The following is a 20395-nucleotide window of genomic DNA, read 5'->3' on the forward strand; positions in this document are numbered from 1 at the left end:
TGTCTATTCGTGGTGCCGGGAGATTACCACGCAGATGCCCCTGTGATTATGACGTTTGAGCGCGGCGAGGGTTATCGAGCGACTGCACTGTACGACGTACCCAGGTCGCGAGCCCAGCCGTCGAGCACGTCCTTGACGTTGTCGGCGGTCATGACTTGCTTGTCATTGGCCAGGGGTGCGCCGGTGCCTTTACGCACCATGGCCGCCACGACATCGCCGGTCGAACCATCTTCCAATGACAGCTCCGTGGCGATTTCAATGTCTCGATCGCGGATGCCAGTGGCGGCGCTCACGCCCGCTGCGACCAGGGTGATCGGCAGCCACTCATAAAACCGCAGCCCCTGTGGGCTGGTGGCGATGCGGGTGATGGCAGGCCGTACTGTGAGGGTGTCAGGGCCAGGTTTTGAGGCCAGATAAACGTATTTGCCAAGTTCCGAGCGCAGTACCAGGTCGTAGTAGCCGGTGACGTGGGAGAGCGTGCTTTGGGGGATCTGGGCGCTGGGTTCAACAGCCGGGAAAAACTGGCTGGGCGCCAGGTAGACCTGCTTGTAGCGGCCGCGCTTCAAGGCCGGGCTGATCCAACTCAGTACGGTCTGGCCCGACGGGCTCTGCTGTTCTTTCAGCAGGCTGTAGTCATGAAGAAAGCCGGTATACCGCTCGGGTTCGACCTTGTTGCTGCTGCAAGCCATCAGGCTCAGGGTGGCCGCCATCAGGAGCAGGAGTGAGCATTTACGGGCTATCAATGGGTTGCCTGTTCGTTTGGAGTGTCGTGTGACGATTCGATATGCAACTGACCATGGGTCATGATCCAGTGGACAAGCTCGGCGATGGGAATGGAGTGGGCGTACTCGACCCAGCGCCCGGCGTCGGGGCTGTAGTGTTCGAAGTAGCGGCGCAGCACGATACGGTCCAGGTCCGCGTTCAGCCCCAGGCAGGATTCCTGGAACAGCATCGGGCTATCCTGAGCCGGGGAAGAGGTGCGCTGGCTCAGTACCAATGGCCGCGCATCGCCTGCTGCTTGCTCGGTGTACCTGCTGCTCGAAACTTTCATAGGCGTCTTTCGTGAGTGGGAGGTGTGCAGCATGCCCGACAGGTTTTGCCCAAAGATGTGCGGGTTGTGTCCGTGGCGAAGGAATGTTGCTCGATTGAAATAAATGACCCCGGCGCCGGAATGGTTTTAGATGTCGTTCTTTTTTTGGCCTGGGAATCTGTGAACGTGAGCAGACTGCTGATCGTCGATGACGACGTGGAAGTGCTGGCATTGCTGAAGAAATTCTTCGTCCAGCACGCCTATGAAGTCGACGTGGCCGCCGACGGCGAGGCCATGTGGGCGGCCATAGCACAACAGCGGCCGGACACGATCATTCTTGATCTCATGTTGCCCGGCGAAGGCGGCCTCAGCCTCTGTCAGAAAGTGCGGGCGCAGTTCGGCATCCCTATCATCATGCTCACGGCCATGGGCGAGCTGAGCGACCGCATTGTTGGCCTGGAACTGGGCGCCGACGACTACCTGACCAAACCCTTCGCCCCGCGCGAATTGCTGGCCCGCCTGCGCGCTGTGCAACGGCGTGCGGGACAGCCGGTCATCGCGGCCGACGAGCGCTCACGCCCGGTGATTGCCTTCGCCGGTTGGCATCTGGATATCACCTGTCGCGAGCTGCGTTCGCCGGAGGGCGTCATGATCCCGTTGTCCGGTGGCGAGTTCGACCTGCTGGTAGTGTTTCTCGAACACCCGCAGCGCATTCTCACCCGCGACCAGTTGATCGACCTGACCCATGGCCAGGGCCACGACGCCTTCGACCGCAGCATCGACGTGCAGGTCAGCCGGCTGCGGCGCAAGATCGAGTCCGACTGCAAACGCCCGGACCTGATCCGCACCGTGCGCAATGGCGGCTATCTGTTCACCGCCCCGGTGACCCGCGCATGATTCGCCGCCTGCTGCGCCGCGACACCCTGAACCGGCGGATCGCCCTGACCATTCTCGCCGCGATGCTCGCCTCACTGGCCCTCAATGCCTTGTTCGTGCAGGTGGCCGGGGTGTGGGCGCGTCCGCCCATCGACCGCACGGGGTTGCTGGAGCAGATGGCCGCGACGTTGAAAGTGATCGAGGCCGCGCCTGCGCCGTTGCGCTCGCACCTGGCGGCAGCGGCCAGCGATGCCCGGTTGCAGGTGACGTGGCATACCGACCCCGTGGATTTCGGCCTGCCCAGCGGCGGCAACGTGCTACAGGCGGGCGAAGTCCCGGGGATACAGGCGTTGTTTGGCACGGGGCGCACCATTCAGGTGTACAGCCCGGACGATTGGCCGCGTGGCAGCCCCGACGCGCATTATGTCGCGCTGGTGCAGTTACTTGATGGCAGCTGGTTGTCCTTCATCCCACCCGAACGCAGTTGGGGCCTGAGTGCACCCACGCGGATTGCGGTGATCATCATCCTGGGGTTGATCGCCACCTTGCTGGTCGCCTGGGTGGCCACCCGGCAATTGGCCAAGCCGTTGCAGCGTTTCGCCAGTGCCGCCAGACGCTTCGGCGGCGATCTGCGCGCACCGCCGATCGACATCGAAGGCCCCGACGAAATACGCCAGGCCACTATCGCCTTCAACACCATGCAGGCGCAGATCCAGCACTTCATCGGCGAACGCACCCAGATGCTGGCAGCCATTTCCCATGACTTGCGCGCGCCTTTGACGCGGATACGCCTGCGCTGTGAGTTCATGGAGGATCTGGACCATCAGCACAAGCTGATTCGCGATGTCGAGGAAATGCAGTCGATGATCAATGCCGCGCTGGCGTTTTTCCGCGACGATACGGTGCTGGAGCACAGCACGGCATTCGATCTGTCTGAACTGCTGCAAACCATCATCGACGACTATCGCGACCAGCAGCTGGCGGTCGACTTCCGGGGGCCGCCCCATCTGGTCTATCACGGCCGGCCATTGGCGCTTAAACGGGTGGTGGTCAACCTGCTGGAAAATGCCGCCAAGTATGCCCGGCACCCCAGCATTGCTCTGAGTGTTGACGACCAGAGGGTGTGCATCGAAGTCAACGATGAGGGCCCGGGGATTCCCGAGGCGGACCTGGAGCGTGTGTTCGACCCGTTCTTTCGTCTCGAGACCTCACGCAACCGCAATACCGGTGGGGTGGGGCTTGGGCTCTCGGCGGCGCGGGCCATTGTGCGCGAGCAGGGCGGTGAGCTGAGCCTGAGCAATCGACGTGGTTCCGGGTTGGCGGCTCGGGTTGAATTGCCGCGCTAGCGTGATGCGATATGCGCATTATTAATGAATTAGGTTATGCGTTATTAGTATTTTACATCTCGCCTTCAGCCCCACGAAAATAGCCCGGACACCCAAAAACCTGTGGCGAGGGAGCTTGCTCCCGCTGGGGCGCGAAGCGGCCCTGCTCTTTGTCAGGAGCATGGGGCCGCTACGCAGCCCAGCGGGAGCAAGCTCCCTCGCCACAGATAAAAGCTTTTTAAAACCGAGACCGTGCGTGCGGATCGACTTGAATGCCCCACAGGGCATCTGGAGACGAACGTGCGTTACCTCAAAACCCTGGCGGCCGGGTTGGCCGCCTCTTTGCTGTGCCTGACGGCGCAGGCCCAAACCCTGGTGGTCGGCGACCAGAGCTACAACGCTCAGGCCGTGATGGAAGCGGCGGGGGTGCTCGATGACCTGCCTTACACGCTGGACTGGAAGCAGTTCACGGCCGGGTCGCCGGTGGCCGAAGCGCTCAACGTCGGCAGCCTGGACCTGGGACTGCTCGGGGATGCCCCGGTATTGTTTCTGGGCGCCTTGGGCGCACCGATCAAGGTGATCGCCGTCAGCCGGCAGAATCTCGACGGCGTAGCCATCCTGGTAAAAAAGGACTCGTCGATCCACAGCCTGGCCGATCTGGCAGGCAAACGCGCTGCGATCTGGAAAGGTTCCTGGAGCCAGCAACTGTTGCTGACCGCACTGGACAAGGCCGGGGTTGCGCGCGATTCGCTGCAATGGCGCTACCTCAGCGCCCTGGATGCCTCCCACGCGCTGGAAGGCGGCGCCGTTGACGTGATCGCCACCTGGGAACCCTATGTCACGCAACAGGAACGCCAAGGTGCGCGGGTGCTGGCAACCGCTGAAGACTTGATCCCGGCGCAGAGTTTCATTGCCGCCAACGCCAGTGCTGTCGAGGTCAAGCGTGAACCCATCAGCGACTTCCTCCAGCGCCTGAAAAAAGCCCGCGACTGGGCCCGCCAAAGCCCGGCCAACGCCAACGCGTATGCCGATGCCTGGGCCAAGCGCACCCGCGCTGATGCCGACATCGCTCGCGTCTGGTTTGCCCGCGCACGCACCACCGTCGAGCCGCTGACGCCTCAGGCGCCCATCGAGGCGCAAAAGACCGTGGACTTTTTTGCCGGCCTGGGCCTGGTCAAGTCTTACTCGGCCGCCACGTTGTTCGACCCTTCATTTGCAGCCGCCTTGCAGCCCGCCGTCGCCACCACCCAGCCCTGACCGCTTGAAGGACTACTGCGCAATGACTAAAAGACAGCTCAAACTGGGCGCCCTGACCATGGGCTGCGGTGGACCGGGCCGCCATAACCTGTGGCTTGATCCGCAGTTGCCGGCCGATGCCAGCGTCAACGTCGATTGGTACATCGAGATAGCGCGCCAGGCCGAGGCGGCGCTGTTCGACCTGCTGTTCATCGTCGACAGCCAGTTCATCACCGAAGGCTCGCCTTCCCATTACCTCAATCGTCTGGAGCCGCTGACCTTGCTGTCGGCACTGGCCGTGAGCACGCGGCATATCGGCCTGGTCGGTACGCTGACCACCTCGTATAACTCGCCCTATAACGTCGCCCGGCGCCTCGCCTCCCTGGACCTGATCAGCAAAGGCCGCGCCGGCTGGAACGTGGTGACCAGTGGCGATGCCGGTACCGCCGGCAATTACAGCCGCGACGAACATTACGACTATGCCACCCGCTACGGGCGTGCCGCCGAACACGTTCAGGTGGTACAGGGGCTGTGGAACTCTTACGAAGACAATGCGTTTGTGCGTAACCGTGCCACTGGGCAGTTTCTCGACCCGAGCAAGCTGCACAGCCTGAATCACCAAGGCGAACACTTCTCGGTGGTGGGCCCGCTGAATATCCAGCGCTCGCCCCAAGGCCAGCCGGTGATTTTCCAGGCCGGCGACTCGGAGCAAGGCCGCGACCTGGGCGCCGCCACTGCCGATGTGATCTTCACCCACGCGGCCAGTATCGAGCAGGGCCAGGCGTTTTACCGCGATATCAAGGGCAGGGCGGCACAACGGGGGCGCGATCCGGAACAGGTACTGATCATGCCCGGTGCGGAAATTTATGTGGGCGACACCGATGCCCATGCCCGGGAAATCGAGCAGCACTACCATCAGCTCGATCACAGTTTTGCGCTGGCACTCAAGGAGTTCGGGCGCAATTTTGGCTGGCACGATTTCAGCCAGTACGACCTGGATGCGCCGTTCCCGCAAGAAAGCCTGGAGGCCGCGCGCAGCAGTTTTTTCACCGCTGCCAAACGCATCGCCGACCAGGCGCGGGAGCAGGGCTTCAGCCTGCGCCAGGCCGTCGAGTTTGGCCGGCAATTGCGCCCAGGCGCGTTCGTGGGCAGCGCCGCCACGGTAGCGCAGAAAATGGCGGATTGGTTCGAGGCACGGGCGGTGGACGGGTTCAATATCTACATCGGGCACCCTGGGCAATTTGATCGCTTTACTCAGGAGGTGATCCCTTTGCTGCAAGAGCGCGGTGTTTATCGCACGGCCTACGAGGGCTCGACCTTGCGCGAAAGCCTGGGCTTGGCGATTCCGAGGTTCCAGCGCACCCCCTCACCCTAACGGGTGATTTCGATGGCTTTGCGGGTATGGGACTATCACTTCAGTCCCCGGCGCCAGTGACCTGGTGTCGCACCCAACCGTTATGACGGCGAGTCTTCGAAGTGGATAATGATCGACTGTCTTCAGCCCAGTGGTTCGAACAAATAGCCAGGGTGACCGAGAGCATCGGGCACGCGGGGTTTGCCGCCACGTTGTTCGATGCCCTGGGGTGTATCCACCCCATTCAAGCCACGACCTTGTACCTGTACCCCCACGACGGCATGCCCAGCGCATTGTTCGAACTGGACGGGCCATGGCTGCCCCAGGGCAATGTGCGCCAGTACCTCTCCGGTTTTTACTTGCTCGACCCGTTCTACGGCGCCTGCGTGGAGGGCGCCGCTTCCGGCTGCTACGACCTTGCCGATGTGGCCCCCGACCACTTTGAGCACAGCGAGTACTACCAGTCGTTTTACCGGCATTCGCACCTGGAGGATGAGCTCAACTACATCCTGCAGGCGAGCAACGGCTTGAGCCTGGCAGTGTCGCTGGCCTTTACGCAAAAGCTCGACGCGGCCACCACCGAGCAATTCAAGCGCATAGCACCTTGGGTATTGGCAGTGCTGGGCAAGCACTTCGTCGGCCTGGAGGCTCAGGGCGCGCGTTTCGAAAGCCTGCTGGAACAGCGTATTCACTCGGCACTCAACAACTTCGGCTCCTCGCTGCTCACCGAACGCGAATGCCGGATCACCCAGTTGATCCTGCGCGGTCACTCCACACGTTCGCTGGCCGAGCGCCTCGGGGTCACCGAAGACACCATCAAGTCCCACCGCAAGCACATCTACAGCAAGCTCGACATCGGCACGCAATCGGAACTGTTTTCCCTGTTTATCGACTCGTTGGCCGAGGCCCAGGGCGGGCTGAGCAAAGACCCCCTCGAACGCTACATGAGCAAAGGCCGTTGACCGGCCGCATGACTACCCACAACAAGAGAAAAAGCCATGAACCTACCCTTTGAACCGCAACGCCAGACCCAGGACTATCAGGCCTCGGACGCGGCCCACCATATCCATGCCTTTGTGGATCAAAAGGCGCTGAATGCCGAAGGCCCGCGCGTAATGGTCCGCGGTGAGGGCCTGTACCTGTGGGACAGCGAGGGTAAGCGTTACCTGGACGGGATGTCGGGCCTGTGGTGCACGCAGCTGGGTTATGGGCGCAAGGACCTGACGGCTGCGGCTGCTGCGCAGATGGATCAGTTGGCGTACTACAACATGTTCTTTCACACCACCCATCCGGCGGTGATCGAGCTGTCCGAGTTGCTGTTCAGCCTGTTGCCAGGGCACTACAGCCATGTGATCTACACCAACTCCGGTTCCGAAGCCAATGAAGTGCTGATCCGCACCGTACGCCGCTACTGGCAAGTGCTCGGCAAGCCGCAGAAGAAGATCATGATCGGTCGCTGGAACGGCTATCACGGCTCCACCCTGGCGGCGTCTGCCCTGGGCGGCATGAAATTCATGCATGAAATGGGCGGCTTGATCCCGGACGTCGCGCACATTGACGAGCCTTATTGGTACGCCCAGGGCGGTGAGTTGAACCCGGCCGAGTTCGGGCGGCGCTGCGCCCTGCAACTGGAAGAAAAGATTCTGGAGTTGGGCGCGCAAAACGTCGCCGGTTTTATCGCTGAACCTTTCCAGGGCGCCGGCGGCATGATTTTTCCGCCAGAAAGCTACTGGCCAGAGATCCAGCGTATCTGTCGCCAATACGATGTGCTGCTGTGCGCTGATGAAGTGATTGGCGGTTTCGGTCGTACAGGTGAGTGGTTTGCCCATCAGTATTTCGGCTTCGAACCCGACACGTTGTCGATCGCCAAGGGCCTGACCTCAGGTTACCTGCCCATGGGTGGTTTGGTATTGAGCAAGCGCATGGCCGAAGCCCTGGTGGAGCGGGGCGGGGTGTTTGCCCATGGCCTGACGTATTCCGGGCACCCGGTTGCGGCGGCGGTGGCCCTGGCCAACCTCAAGGCCTTGCGTGACGAAGGGATCGTGCGCCAGGTGAAGGACGACACCGGGCCGTATTTGCACAAGCTCCTGCACGAAGTCTTTGGCAACCACCCGCTGATCGGCGAGATCCAGGGCACCGGCCTGCTGGCAGCCTTGCAGTTTGTCGAGGACAAGGCCACGCGCAAACGCTTTGCCAATGAAAACGACCTGGCCTGGCAATGCCGCACTTTTGGCTTTGAAGAAGGCGTGATCATCCGCTCGACCCTGGGCCGCATGATCATGGCGCCGGCCCTGGTAGCCAGCCGCGCGGAGCTCGATGAGCTGGTCGACAAGACCCGCATCGCGGTAGACCGCACCGCACGGATCGCGGGAAAACTGTGAAGGGCTGAGCCCCTGCATGCCGCTTCGGTTGACCAGGGTGGGCGCCCCATAGCGGCCTGCCCACCGCTCCCAATGGATGATTCATCAAAGGTGTCGATTTGATCGAACGCCGCGGCGCCCTGCATTCCACTTTCCAGGAGTCAGCAATGAATACAATAACAAACGTAGCCGATACTCCCGCCCATCAGACCCCAACCCAACCAACCTCATCGCGCCGCTTTCGACAACCCCTGGGCCTTGTCGGGCTGGTACTGTTCGGCCTGGCGTATATGGTGCCGCTGGCGGTGTTCACCACCTACGGTCTGGTCACCCAGATGACCAAAGGGCACCTGCCCACCGCCTACCTGTTGACCCTGGCTGCCATGCTGCTGACGGCCTACAGCTATGGGTGCATGGTCAAGGCGCACCCGTATTCGGGCTCGGTCTACACCTATACGCGCAAGGCGTTTGGCGCCTCCTTCGGCTTTATCGCCGGCTGGACCTTGCTGTTGGACTACATCTTCCTGCCGCTGCTCAGCTATTTGCTGATCGGCATCTACTTGTCCGAATACTTTCCTAACGTGCCCACCGCGGTATGGGTATTGGGCTCCATTGCCCTGGTGACGGCGCTGAATCTGGTGGGTATCGAGTCGATTACCCGGGTCAATTGGGTGCTGATCGTGGCCCAACTGGTGTTCATCGTGGTGTTCGTGGGGTTGTCGATCCACAACCTCAGCGGGCAAGCCGCGCCGGTGTCGCTGCTCGAGCCGTTTCACCATGAAGGTTTCAGCGTGCCGCTGATCATGACCGGCGCGGCGGTGCTGTGCCTGTCGTTCCTGGGTTTTGATGCGGTGTCGACCATGGCCGAGGAGACGCCGGACCCGCGCCGTACCATTCCGCAGGCGATCATGGCGGTGTCGCTGATCGGTGGGTTGCTGTTTCTGGTGGTGTCGTATTGCGCCCAGATGGTCTTCCCGGAATGGAATAGTTTTGCCGATCCCGACTCGGCTTCGGTCGATGTGATGCGCCGGGTCGGCGGCGAGCTGCTGGTGAGTGCGTTTACCGCCACCTATGTGGCGGGCTGTTTCGCCTCCGCGATGGTCTCCCAGGCCAGCGTGTCCCGCGTGCTGTTCGCCATGGGCCGCGACGGCGCGTTGCCCAGGGTATTCGGCAAGCTGGTGACGAAAAAACGCGTGCCGGCCAACGCGATCATGCTGGTCAGCCTGTTTTCGCTGATTGCGCTGTTTATCAGCCTGGACACCGTGGCCAACATGATCAGCTTTGGCGCGCTGTTCGCGTTTTCGGCGGTGAACCTGGCCGTGATCAAGCATTACCTGGGCGACCAGAAGCTGCGCGGTACACGCAACTATCTGCTGTACGCCGCCCTGCCGGGCCTGGGGTTTCTCAGCACGCTGTGGTTGTGGACGAGCCTGTCGGGTATGTCGTTCACCATCGGCCTGGGCTGGATGGGCCTGGGGCTGGTGTGTTTGTTCTGCGTCACGCGTGGGTTCCGGGTACGCATGCCGGAGCTGCAAATGGCCGAATGAACAGGCCCCACCTCGGTTCATCCGTAGGAGCGAGCTTGCTCGCGAAAAACGTCAACGATAACGCGTTCTTCCTGGATGAACGCGGCGCCTGTGAGTTTTTCGCGAGCAAGCTCGCTCCTACAAAAGCCTTACGGCCCAATTCAGGAGTACAGCATGTTCAACCTCGACTATTGGCAGCAACGCGCTGCCCGTCAAACCTTCATCAGCACCGCCCTGATCGACGGCCAGCCCGTAGGTGCACTCTCCGGGGCGACCTTCGACACCATCAACCCGGCGACCAACCGCTTGCTTGCGCAGGTCGCCGCCTGCGGTGCAGTGGAGGTCGACCTGGCAGTACGCTCTGCGCGCCGTGCCTTTAACGACGGCCCGTGGCGGCGCATGCCTCCAGGCGAACGCAAAAAAGTCCTGATCAAACTCGCCGACCTGTTGATGACCCACCGCGAAGAACTCGCATTGCTGGACTCCCTGAACATGGGCAAGCCGGTAATGGATGCCTATAACGTCGACGTGCCCGGCGCGGCCCATGTGTTCGCCTGGTACGGTGAAGCCCTGGACAAGCTCTACGATCAAGTCGCGCCGACTGCCCACAACGCGTTGGCGACCATCACCCGCGAAGCATTGGGCGTGATTGCAGCCGTGGTGCCGTGGAATTTTCCGCTGGACATGGCTGCCTGGAAATTGGCACCCGCCTTGGCGGCAGGCAATAGCGTGGTACTCAAGCCCGCTGAGCAATCGCCGTTTTCCGCCCTGCGCCTGGCCCAACTGGCGCTCGAGGCGGGCGTCCCCGAGGGCGTGCTGAACGTGGTGCCAGGCATGGGCGAGGGCGCCGGCAAGGCACTGGGGTTGCACCCGGACGTCGATTGCCTGGTGTTTACCGGTTCGACCCAAGTGGGCAAGTACTTCATGCAGTACTCCGCGCAGTCCAACCTCAAACAGGTATGGCTGGAGTGTGGTGGCAAGAGCCCGAACCTGGTGTTTGCAGACTGTCAGGACCTGGACCTGGCGGCGGAGAAGGCGGCCTTCGGGATTTTCTTCAACCAGGGCGAGGTGTGTTCGGCCAATTCGCGCCTCTATGTGCAACGCTGCATCCACGACGAGTTCATCGAGCGCCTGATCGATAAATCCCACGCCTGGATGCCCGGCAACCCACTGAACCCTGCCAGCGCCGCCGGTGCAATTGTCGACAGCGGGCAAACCGCACGCATCATGCAAGCCATCGGGCAGGCTCGCGCAGACGGTGCCACGCTGTTGACGGGTGGCCAACAGTTGAACATCGAGGGTTGTTCAAACTTCATCCAGCCGACGATATTCGCCAACGTCACCGCTGACATGCGCCTGTCGCGTGAGGAGGTGTTTGGCCCCGTGCTGGCGGTGAGTGCCTTCGATACCGAAGAACAGGCCATACAGCAAGCCAACGACAGCCTCTACGGCCTGGCGGCATCGGTGTGGAGTGATGACCTGAACCGTGCGCATCGCGTGGCCCGTGCCCTGAATGCCGGTACCGTGTCGGTCAACACCATTGACGCCCTGGACGTGACCGTGCCGTTTGGCGGCGGCAAACAGTCGGGGTTCGGGCGCGATTTGTCGCTGCATTCGTTTGATAAGTACACCCAGTTGAAAACCACCTGGTTCCAGTTGCGTTAACTGCCCCGTTTCGCATAACTGCTGTGCCGTCACAGGCATTCATCCGTCAGCGCGCAATGCCTATAGTCCACTCACCCCGTGCAGCGCTTCAACCGCGCTGCGCGATCCAGCCCAAGACTGAGGTGAGCCCGATGAACCGTGAATTCGACCCCGCACTGACGGATATCAACCAAGTGGACGCTGAGTACTTCGAATACAGCAAGGCGGCGAACCCCATCAGTGCCAACCTGATTTCCCGTATTCCCTACCACAGCTTTCCGGCCTCGCTGTATGACAGTGGCCCCTCCCGCGTGGTACCGCTGGACCTCAGCGACGCCTTGGGCTGCGAAGGCCCTGCGACAGGCCCCGGGCTATGCGCGAACTTCATGCGCCTTAACCGTGGCGACACGCTGACCCTGCAACCCAACGCCACTTCCCAGGTGTTCTACGTGATTGCCGGGGAGGGCAGCGTGGTTCAGGGGGAGTATGAGATTCAATGGTCCAAGGGCTGCTTTATCGCCCTGCCGGGATTACAGCAAGCGCACTTCAGTGCCCGCGAGGATGCGCGTCTTTACTATGTGCACGATGAGCCGTTGCTGCGTTACCTGGGGGTGACACCCCGCGCCGATCGCTTTGCGCCGACCCTGTACCCAGCAGCGCTGGCCAACGCGAAGTTGCGTGAAGCGGCCGATGATCCCAGGGCACAGGACCGCAGCCGCATCAGCATCCTGCTGGGCAACCGTCATTTCCCGCAGACGCGCACGGTGACCCACGTGCTGTGGGCCATGTACGGGATTCTGCCGGCGGGATCGGTGCAGAAACCCCATCGGCATCAGTCGATTGCACTGGACTTCATTATTGATTGCCCCAAGGGCTGTTATTCATTGGTGGGCACCGAGCTGGACGCGGATGGGCAAATCCGTAACCCGCAGCGGGTCGACTGGTCGCCCGGCCTGGCGTTTGTGACGCCACCGGGTTACTGGCATGCGCATTTTAATGAATCGGTTAGCGAGGCGTTCCTGATCCCGATTCAGGATGCGGGGCTGCAAACCTACTTGCGTGCGCTGGATATCCGCTTCAGTTGAGTCACTTCCAGTCCGGTGTTTCGCCCAGTCGTTCAACGATAAAGTCGATAAAACACCGGACCTTGGACGATACGATGCGCTTGGGCGGGTACACAAACCACACCGCAAACGCCCGCTCCACGCCCTGGATGTGCCATTCGGGCAGCCACACTGCCAAGTCGCCGGCCTCGATACTTTGCGCCACCAGCCAGTCCGGCAACAGCGCAAAGCCCAGGCCCTGGCGCACGGCGATGAGTTGCGCGTCCAGGTCATTGATTCGAATAACGCCGTCATGCTGCAACGGGAGCGCGCGGCCGGCGGATACAAAACTGATATCGCCGGTGGTCGCCGTGCCCAGCACCGCAGGCACACCGGCCAAGTCCGTGGGCGTGGACGGAGGAGGGTGCTGCGTGCCAAACGCCGGGCTGACCACCAAGCGGTAGCGACCGTCGCTGAGCTTGCGCGCTTTAAGGCTGGAGTCGGCCAACTCGCCAATGCGTATGGCTAAGTCGACGCCGGCATGAATCAAATTGACCTGGGTGTTATCCAGCACCAGTTCCACGCTGATTTGCGGGTAGCGCACCAGAAAGTCATTTAACGCCGGCAGGATGTGATGGCGAGCAAACGCCGGTGGCAGGTTGAGTTTCAATACGCCGCGGGGATGCTGGTTCAGCGCAGACGTGGCAGCCTTTGCGTGTTCCAGTTCATCCAGCACCCTGCGTGCGTGTACCAGGAAGGTTTGGCCGCCTTCGGTCAGATGCAGCGTACGTGTGGAGCGGTTGAACAGCGCGATGCCCAGGTCCTGCTCAAGGTCCTTCACATAGCGTGAAACCGTTGAGGCCTTGATCCCCAAGCGCTCGGCGGCACGGGAGAAGTTGTTGCCTTCGGCGGCTTCGATGAAGGCGGTGAGCGCGGTGAAATAGTCCAAGGGCAGCCTCAGGGCAGGGCGGTGAGACGTGCAGGTTGTTGAGTTTTGCCGGGGGCTGTCAACTGCTAGACCCTAGAGCCACGATGCAGCCCCCGTTTTCCTAATGGGTCTGAATGATCAAGGCGATATGGGATCGCTTGCAGGAAAGGTTTCTTCGATCGCCTCGTCGAGCTGGCTATCGCTGACGGAGCGGTCTCGCACCTTCACATTCGACTCGCAATGGCAATCGGCACTGGGGCACGCTTGACCCTGTGGGTGCAAGTCGGCGCATGCCTGGCTGCAGTAGGCTTTGCCGTTGCGCTGGTGACGCGTGTCATGGGTCACCTGGCAGGTGCAACCTGGGCAGGCGCAGGTCCAACCTTGAGTTGTCGGGTTCATAGGTCCTCCGAACATTCAGTGATTGATAAACGGGCAGCGGTTTTCTGATACGTAAATCAGGGCTGCTGGTAATGCCCTGGGATGTCATGGCCTTCATCGGCCGGCTTGTTGCGCTTTTGCACCTGGACGTCGCTCAATTTCGCGTCCTTGAGCTCTGCAAAGCGCTGCCTGAGCAGGGACTCGGCCCATTGAGGGTCCAGCGTGTCGGCATCGTGCTCAAGCGTGCGGCTTTGTGGCTGGTTGTCGAGGATGAAACTGATGAGGTAATGCGGTTTCTCGAACATGAATGTGGCTCCGTTACGGTTAACAAGGCGTACCCGAGCAGGGCATGTTCATTTGATGAGTAGGTTGCGCGGTGATTCAGAAAAAATAAGCCGCTTTCATCTATTGATCTCGATCAGGTGGGGAGGCTGGCTCGCTCTATAACCTTGGGCGCTTATCGATGGCCAGGGACGGCTCAACGGGCTGCTCTGGTCGCACATTCTCAAGGAAGAGTCAGCCATGCGATCACTGAAGATCCTGTTGTTATCATCGGCATTCAACGGTTTAACCCAACGGGCCTGGCTGGATCTGCGCCAAGCGGGTCACGACCCCAGCGTTGTGGTGTTCACCGATCAAGCCACGGTGTGCCAGCAGGTCGAGGCGTCAGGCGCCGACCTGGTGATCTGCCCGTTTCTGAAGGACCGTGTGCCGCACCAACTATGGAGCCATCCGCAGCGCCCGGTGGTGATCATCCATCCGGGCATCATCGGCGACCGCGGCGCCAGTGCGCTGGATTGGGCCATCACCCTGCAGGCCCGTCGTTGGGGCGTCACCGCCTTGCAAGCGGTGGAGGAAATGGATGCGGGACCGATATGGTCCACCTGTGAGTTCGACATGCCCGACCAGGTGCGCAAATCCGAGCTGTACAACGGCCTGGTGAGCGACGCCGCGATGGTTTGCATTCGTGACGTCGTGGCGAAATTCGTCAAGGGCTTCGTCCCGACACCGCTCGATTACACCCAACCCAGCGTCATCGGGCGCTTGCAGCCGAACATGACCCAGGCCGACCGCACCTTCAGTTGGTTCGATTGCGCAGGCTTTATCAAGCGCAGCATCGACGCTGCCGATGGCCAGCCCGGCGTGTTGGCAAGCCTTTTGGGCGGGCAATATTACCTCTACGACGCGCACTTGGACGCTCGCCAGGGCGCTCCCGGAGAAATCCTCGCGGTACAGGACGACGCTGTGCTGGTGGCGGCCGGAGATCGCAGCCTGTGGATCGGCTCGCTCAAACCCAAAGGCCCGGAGACCTTCAAGCTGCCGGCACGGCACGTACTGGCGCAAAGGCTGGCCGGCGTTCCGGTGCTGGACAGCTCAATCGCCCGCCAGGCGTTCAACGAGCGGGTCTATCAACCCATTCGCTACCAAGAGTTCGGCCACATCGGCGAACTGACGTTCGAGTTCTACAACGGCGCTATGAGCACCGAACAATGCCAGCGGCTGGTCGCAGCGTTGCGCTGGGCCAAGGCGCGAGATACCCAAGTGTTGCTGATCAAGGGCGGGCGCGGCAGCTTTTCCAATGGGGTGCACCTTAACGTCATCCAGGCCGCCGAAGTGCCGGGGCTGGAAGCCTGGGCCAACATTCAAGCCATCGACGATGTGTGCCTGGAGCTGCTCACCGCCAGGCAACTGGTGATCAGCGGCCTGACTGGCAGTGCGGGCGCAGGCGGCGTGATGCTGGCGCTGGCCGCCGACATTGTATTGGCTCGCGAAGGTGTGGTGCTCAACCCGCACTACAAGACCATGGGGCTCTACGGCTCCGAATACTGGACCTACAGCCTGCCACGGGCGGTGGGCAGCGAAATCGCGCATAAGCTCACCGAAGAATGCCTGCCCATCAGCGCCATCCAGGCCCAGCAGTACGGCATGGTCCAGGGCATCGGGCCCCGCTGTCTGCAGGCATTCGGCCTGTGGCTTTTGCAAGAGGCTGACCGTGCGTTGACCGATGATAAGTACCTTCACGCACGCACGCGCAAAGCCATGCTGGATACTCACCAAGTTGAACGCTGTCGCGAGCAGGAGCTGGCACAGATGCGACTCGACATGGTGGAAAACCGCCAGCAGTTTGCCGAGAAATGCCGCAACTTCGTGTTTAAACGCAAAGCCTGCCAGACCCCGCAGCGGTTGATTGCGCCCTGGGCGTTGAGGTACGAGGCTGGTGTGCCGGAAAGCCGGATGCTGAATGACTGACCGTCGACGCGGGGAGGGCGCGTCGGCCAGTCCAGCCTCGCATTGGGCAATAGGGTCGCCCATAATGGAGGCCAACTCGCCCAACCGCACAGACCCCGAGGCTCCATGGAACTGCACAACCTGAACGATGATGCAGCGCCCGTATGACTCGTGCGCTGTTTATTTCGTTGGATGGGCCCAAGGGCACCGGCAAAACCACGCTGTTGGAGGCCGTTACGGCAGCATTGAGGGCCGACAACAAAAAGGTCGTGCGACTGTGCGAGCGCAAGAGCGATCCCTGTCGAGCGCAAACGATGGCTCTGGTTAACACGTTCGCCCGAGATCCCAGCCGGGATCTGGAACTTGAGGTGTGTGAGCGCTTTGCCGACAGCCGCAGCTGGATTACTCGGAACGTACTGGCCGCGCAGCCACCTGACAGCATCATCCTGATGGATCGCTGGTACCCGTCTGATGCCGCGTTTCGTCGATTGATACCCTTTGCAGACATTCTTGAGCTGAACATTCATCGACAGGTGCAAGTGCCGGACCTGCATGTGGGGGTTGTCACCGCGGCGCAAATATCCTGGGCGCGGGCGGTAGCACGACGGCGCGGGCTGAGCAGTACGGTGATGTCTAAGCTGGAGGAGCAAGTTGCGTGTACCGAGGCGTTTGAGCGAGCGGCTGTGGGGCAGGGGTGGGTGATGTGTCGCAATGAAGGGACGATTGAGGAGGCGATGAGGCGGGTGGTTTCGCAGATATATAAAGTCCTTTGATCTAATTTGATCTGGACCAAGTGAGGTTCATCAATTTGAACTAATCGCTAAGCCTGTCCACCTAACGCTTTGCACGTTGCCTCAAGTCCAGGTTTCTCCTGGGTTACCCAATTAAAAACGAAGGTTTGGTTCATCATGAAGAGCGAACAGGTAGAAGGCGTTGTAGAAAAGGTTGCTGGCAAAGCGCAGAGCGCAGTCGGGAAGCTTTTTGGCGATTCGAAGTTGGAAGCCGAAGGCGCTGGACGCCAGGCTGCCGGTCAACTGACGCAAACCTATGGCGACGCACTGGACAGCGTTTCTACATTCGTCAAAGAGAAGCCGGTTGCTGCACTGGCAATCGGAGCTGTTGCTCTACTGGTGCTGAAGAGATTGCTTGGTCGCTGAACCTCAACAAGATTTCCCTCGTACTCCTTGGAGTTCCGCGCCAGGAGGTACGAGGGCGGTAAGCCATAGCCCTTAAACCAAGCCTTCGCGTTTGTATTGATTTGCCGAACTGTCAGCGGGCTTGGGCTTTCTGGAACAGGTCAACTGGTAAGCAATTGCCAACCACAGGAACCACCCCGGCATGACCATCAAGGCAATTCGGGTGTCTGGTCTCAATGCCAGCAGACAAAGAACAAAGCCCAGAAACGCCAGAGAGAACCAGGCCATCGGCGCGCCGCCAGGCATCTTGTAGGTCGATTTTGCATGCAGGTCAGGACGCCTGTTGCGATAGGCAATGTACGACGCGAGGATCGTCGACCAAGTGAAAATCACCAGAATTGCTGACACGGTAGAGACGATGGTGAACGCGGTCATGACTTCTGGAACGATGAACAGCAACAACACGCCCAGCAGCATCAACAAGGTGGTGAACGCCAAACTCAGCAGAGGCACGCTATTGCTCGACAGACGCCGGAAAATCCCCGGAGCGTTGTCCTGATTGGCCAGCCCGAACAGCATCCTGCTGGATGAAAATACGCCACTGTTGGCCGATGAGGCGGCGGATGTCAGCACCACAAAGTTGACGATACCGGCCGCTGCGGGGAACCCCGCAACCAGAAACAGCTCGACGAAGGGGCTCTTGTTGGGCGAAACCTGTTGCCAGGACGTCACTGCAATAATGCAGGCCAGTGCCAGCACATAAAACAAGATGATTCTGAGCGGAATCGAGTTGATGGCTTTAGGCAGGGTCTTTTCGGGGGAGCGCGTTTCGGCGGCTGCGGTGCCGATCAGCTCGGTGCCCGCAAATGAGAAAATCGCCATCTGAAACCCGGCAAAGAAACCGAACAAGCCGTTGGGGAATGCGCCCTGTTTATCCAGTAAGTGGTTCAGGGACGCGGTGACGCCACTGGGTGAGACAAAGGAGCTGGCAATCAGCACCATGCTCACCCCAATCAGGGCAACGACGGCAATGATTTTGATGATCGCGAACCAGAACTCCACTTCACCGAAGAGCCTGACAGTCAGCACGTTCAAGGCGAACAGTGTTATCAGCATGCCGATGGCTGGTATCCAGGCGGGTACATCAGGGAACCAATACTGAAAAAATCCACCCACCACGACTGCATCACCTATCACAGCAACGCTCCAGCTTAGCCAATATGACCAGCCGAGAAAGAATGCTGCGCGTGGGCCAAGATAGGCACCGGCAAAATCAGCGAAGGTTTTGAAGCTCAAGTTGGAAAGTAACATTTCGCCCATGGCACGCATGACGAAGTAGACGAACAGACCGATGATCATATAGATGAGGATGATCGACGTGCCGGAGAGAGCGATGATCTTCCCGGAACCCATGAACAGGCCTGTCCCGATAGCACCGCCCATGGCCATTAGCTGAATGTGACGATTGCTGAGTGTGCGCTGCAGCGCGGGCTGTTCAACCCGCTCGGACGGAGTCAATTTCATTACAAAACCTCTTGATTTTATGTTTTTGAGTTTTGGTAGAAAAGTGGGAATCACGTGACCTTGATAGAGATGTAATGGCTACTGACGGTAGTGGTTTGCGGAGTTTCAGGCCCGTTTGCTCTCGTAACCATGCAGCACATTGACTGCATTGATCCCGATTTCATCGACCATGTAGCCACCCTCCATCACAAACAGGGCAGGGCAGCCCACGCCGGCTATCAGCTCGCCGATGCCGATGAAGTCTTCGCTTTCAAGCAAAAAGTGGCTGATGGGGTCGTCCTTGAAGGTGTCGACGCCCAGTGAAATAACCAGCACGTCAGGGGCAAATTGCTGGAGTTTCTTGCAGGCGTGGAGCAAGGCGTTGCGGTAGCTTTCCCAAGAGGTGTTCTTCGGCAGCGGATAGTTCAGGTTGTAACCTTCGCCGTGACCAGCGCCGACTTCGTGGCTGTAGCCTGAGTAGTACGGATAGGACACCGTCGGTTCGCCGTGCAGCGAGACAAACATGACATCACTGCGCCCGTAGAAAATATTTTGGGTACCGTTGCCATGATGAAAGTCAACGTCCAATACCGCGACACGCTTGGCGCCTCGGGTAATAGCCTGTTGTGCGGCAATGGCCGCGTTGTTCAGATAGCAATAGCCGCCCATGTATTCACGTGCAGCGTGATGGCCGGGTGGACGGCATAGGGCAAAGGCACTGTCGTGACCTTCATCGATCAGCGCCAGTCCGGTCAGTGCGATATCGGCACTGGTTTTTACCGCTTGCCAGGTGGTGGCGGTAATGGGTGAGCCCGCGTCCATGGCGTAGAAACCCAGCTTACCGTCGATGAAAGTCGGGACTTGCTCGTTGGCCAGATCACGCACTGGCCATACCAGCGGCAACGCATCGTGGGTGCGCCCGGTTGCACACCATTCAGACCAGGCAGACTCCAGAAAAGTTACGTAGCGTTCGCTGTGCGCGTTGACATAGCACGACCGATCAAATGCTCGCGGTTCGATGATCTGGCCAAGACCTACCTGCTTGACCCGATTATGGACGGTATCGGCCCGACTGGGCTGTTCGAAGGACGGCTTGAGCACGCCGTCTTTCAATTCGGTGCCGTGGTGCAGACGGTGGGAATCACTGAAAACTGTAAACATTGTGCGCATCCGTTGATATGAGCCAGTGCAAATATTCTGTTCCGGCTCTGAAGCGCTTTCTTTGCTTTGTTTTCGTGGTTTACTGGATTATTCGGGCGTTTTTACTCAGGAATTACGTAATGCAGAAAAAAACATCCAAACGCATCAGTCTCGACGATACCGACCTGGCGATTCTCGCGTTGCTGCAGGAGGATGCGAGTATTTCCAACTCTGAGCTCAGTGAGCGCTTGTCGTTAAGCCTGACACCTTGTTGGAGGCGGCGTAAGAGAATGGAGGAGGCGGGTGTGATTAAAGGCTATCAGGCGAACCTTGATCGACGAATGCTGGGGCTGGATATCATGGCATTCGTGCACATCCGTTTTTCTACCCACGCCGACCACGCTCCCGATGCTTTTGAGGCGGTGATTGCTCAACTGCCTGAAGTGTTGTCCTGTCACAAGATCACCGGGGATGCCGATTACGTGCTGCAAGTGTTGGCTGAGGACCTTGATAGCTACAGTGACTTTATCGAACAGGTGCTCAGGCGCCAGGTGGGTATTGCGTCCATCCAGTCCAGTCTGGCTTTACGCGAAATTAAGACCAGTAGCCGTATCGCGATACCCAAATCGATTAAGGCGTGAATGGGCAGGGGTTAGATCACGAAGTGGAACCCTGTCTTTAACAGCG

20 protein-coding genes are annotated in these 20395 nt (G+C 60.0%); 13 read left to right on the forward strand and 7 right to left on the reverse strand.

The genetic code is table 11. The features are described from left to right. Positions 1-71 precede the first annotated feature (71 nt). Positions 72-740 carry a DUF3313 domain-containing protein gene (locus GIV35_RS09390; protein ID WP_236265803.1) on the reverse strand — a complete coding sequence of 223 codons (669 nt, stop codon included), beginning with the start codon at positions 738-740 and terminating at the stop codon, positions 72-74. After that, positions 740-1051 carry a hypothetical protein gene (locus GIV35_RS09395; RefSeq protein WP_034127413.1) on the reverse strand — a complete coding sequence of 104 codons (312 nt, stop codon included), beginning with the start codon at positions 1049-1051 and terminating at the stop codon, positions 740-742. Before GIV35_RS09395 ends, GIV35_RS09390 begins: the two co-directional genes overlap by 1 nt. Before the next feature lie 165 nt (positions 1052-1216). Between GIV35_RS09395 and GIV35_RS09400 the strand changes: the two genes are divergently transcribed. The 9 genes from GIV35_RS09400 (at position 1217) to GIV35_RS09440 (ending at position 12436) form a co-directional block, all read left to right on the forward strand. Further along, positions 1217-1927 carry a response regulator gene (locus GIV35_RS09400; RefSeq protein WP_419789570.1) on the forward strand — a complete coding sequence of 237 codons (711 nt, stop codon included), beginning with the start codon at positions 1217-1219 and terminating at the stop codon, positions 1925-1927. Further along, positions 1924-3252: an ATP-binding protein gene (locus GIV35_RS09405; RefSeq protein WP_105226813.1), complete on the forward strand. Its 1329-nt coding sequence runs from the start codon at positions 1924-1926 to the stop codon at positions 3250-3252. The genes GIV35_RS09400 and GIV35_RS09405 overlap by 4 nt, the downstream gene beginning before the upstream one ends. 279 nt (positions 3253-3531) lie before the next feature. After that, positions 3532-4488, forward strand: a complete 957-nt coding sequence (locus GIV35_RS09410) for an ABC transporter substrate-binding protein (RefSeq protein WP_198715761.1) — start codon at positions 3532-3534, stop codon at positions 4486-4488. Between the two features lie 22 nt (positions 4489-4510). Beyond that, on the forward strand, positions 4511-5842 hold the full coding sequence (locus GIV35_RS09415) for an LLM class flavin-dependent oxidoreductase (protein ID WP_223023617.1): 1332 nt from the start codon (positions 4511-4513) through the stop codon (positions 5840-5842). A gap of 101 nt (positions 5843-5943) precedes the next feature. Continuing rightward, positions 5944-6783 (forward strand): helix-turn-helix transcriptional regulator, encoded by an 840-nt coding sequence (locus GIV35_RS09420; RefSeq protein ID WP_200647871.1) that lies wholly within the window; start codon positions 5944-5946, stop codon positions 6781-6783. Positions 6784-6819: 36 nt separating this feature from the next. Next, positions 6820-8202, forward strand: coding sequence for an aspartate aminotransferase family protein (locus GIV35_RS09425; protein WP_105226817.1), 1383 nt, complete (start codon positions 6820-6822; stop codon positions 8200-8202). 146 nt (positions 8203-8348) lie between these two features. Then, entirely contained in the window at positions 8349-9728 is a 1380-nt protein-coding gene (locus GIV35_RS09430; protein ID WP_236304320.1) for an APC family permease, read from the forward strand. Between the two features lie 153 nt (positions 9729-9881). Continuing rightward, a complete protein-coding gene (locus tag GIV35_RS09435) occupies positions 9882-11372 on the forward strand; it encodes an aldehyde dehydrogenase (protein ID WP_105226819.1) in 1491 nt (496 codons plus the stop codon). Between the two features lie 131 nt (positions 11373-11503). Beyond that, the gene (locus tag GIV35_RS09440) at positions 11504-12436 is read left to right on the forward strand and encodes a cupin (protein ID WP_236265676.1); all 933 of its coding nucleotides are present in this window, start codon (positions 11504-11506) and stop codon (positions 12434-12436) included. A 1-nt stretch (position 12437) separates the two neighbouring features. Here GIV35_RS09440 and GIV35_RS09445 read toward each other — a convergent pair whose 3' ends face one another. The 3 genes from GIV35_RS09445 to GIV35_RS09455 form a co-directional block, all read right to left on the reverse strand. After that, on the reverse strand, positions 12438-13343 hold the full coding sequence (locus tag GIV35_RS09445) for a LysR family transcriptional regulator (protein ID WP_236265675.1): 906 nt from the start codon (positions 13341-13343) through the stop codon (positions 12438-12440). Between the two features lie 117 nt (positions 13344-13460). Beyond that, on the reverse strand, positions 13461-13721 hold the full coding sequence (locus GIV35_RS09450) for a metallothionein (protein ID WP_236265674.1): 261 nt from the start codon (positions 13719-13721) through the stop codon (positions 13461-13463). Positions 13722-13777: 56 nt separating this feature from the next. Next, positions 13778-14005, reverse strand: coding sequence for a hypothetical protein (locus GIV35_RS09455; protein WP_003191203.1), 228 nt, complete (start codon positions 14003-14005; stop codon positions 13778-13780). A gap of 217 nt (positions 14006-14222) precedes the next feature. Between GIV35_RS09455 and GIV35_RS09460 the strand changes: the two genes are divergently transcribed. From GIV35_RS09460 to GIV35_RS09470, 3 genes are all read left to right on the forward strand, one after another. Further along, positions 14223-15950: a hydrogenase maturation protein gene (locus GIV35_RS09460; protein ID WP_223023614.1), complete on the forward strand. Its 1728-nt coding sequence runs from the start codon at positions 14223-14225 to the stop codon at positions 15948-15950. Positions 15951-16093: 143 nt separating this feature from the next. After that, a complete protein-coding gene (locus GIV35_RS09465) occupies positions 16094-16702 on the forward strand; it encodes a dTMP kinase (protein ID WP_223023613.1) in 609 nt (202 codons plus the stop codon). Between the two features lie 135 nt (positions 16703-16837). Then, on the forward strand, positions 16838-17086 hold the full coding sequence (locus GIV35_RS09470) for a CsbD family protein (RefSeq protein WP_014718439.1): 249 nt from the start codon (positions 16838-16840) through the stop codon (positions 17084-17086). Between the two features lie 72 nt (positions 17087-17158). Here GIV35_RS09470 and GIV35_RS09475 read toward each other — a convergent pair whose 3' ends face one another. Continuing rightward, positions 17159-18589 (reverse strand): amino acid permease, encoded by a 1431-nt coding sequence (locus GIV35_RS09475; protein ID WP_236304321.1) that lies wholly within the window; start codon positions 18587-18589, stop codon positions 17159-17161. Between the two features lie 105 nt (positions 18590-18694). Beyond that, on the reverse strand, positions 18695-19729 hold the full coding sequence (locus GIV35_RS09480; RefSeq protein ID WP_236265750.1) for a histone deacetylase family protein: 1035 nt from the start codon (positions 19727-19729) through the stop codon (positions 18695-18697). A gap of 119 nt (positions 19730-19848) precedes the next feature. Here GIV35_RS09480 and GIV35_RS09485 point away from each other — a divergent pair, with 119 nt between their 5' ends. Next, positions 19849-20349 (forward strand): Lrp/AsnC family transcriptional regulator, encoded by a 501-nt coding sequence (locus tag GIV35_RS09485; protein ID WP_216091352.1) that lies wholly within the window; start codon positions 19849-19851, stop codon positions 20347-20349. Positions 20350-20395: the final 46 nt, after the last annotated feature.

This window comes from Pseudomonas sp. PA-1-6B, assembly GCF_021609545.1.
In the GTDB taxonomy this organism is placed as follows: Bacteria; Pseudomonadota; Gammaproteobacteria; order Pseudomonadales; family Pseudomonadaceae; genus Aquipseudomonas; species Aquipseudomonas fluorescens_BV.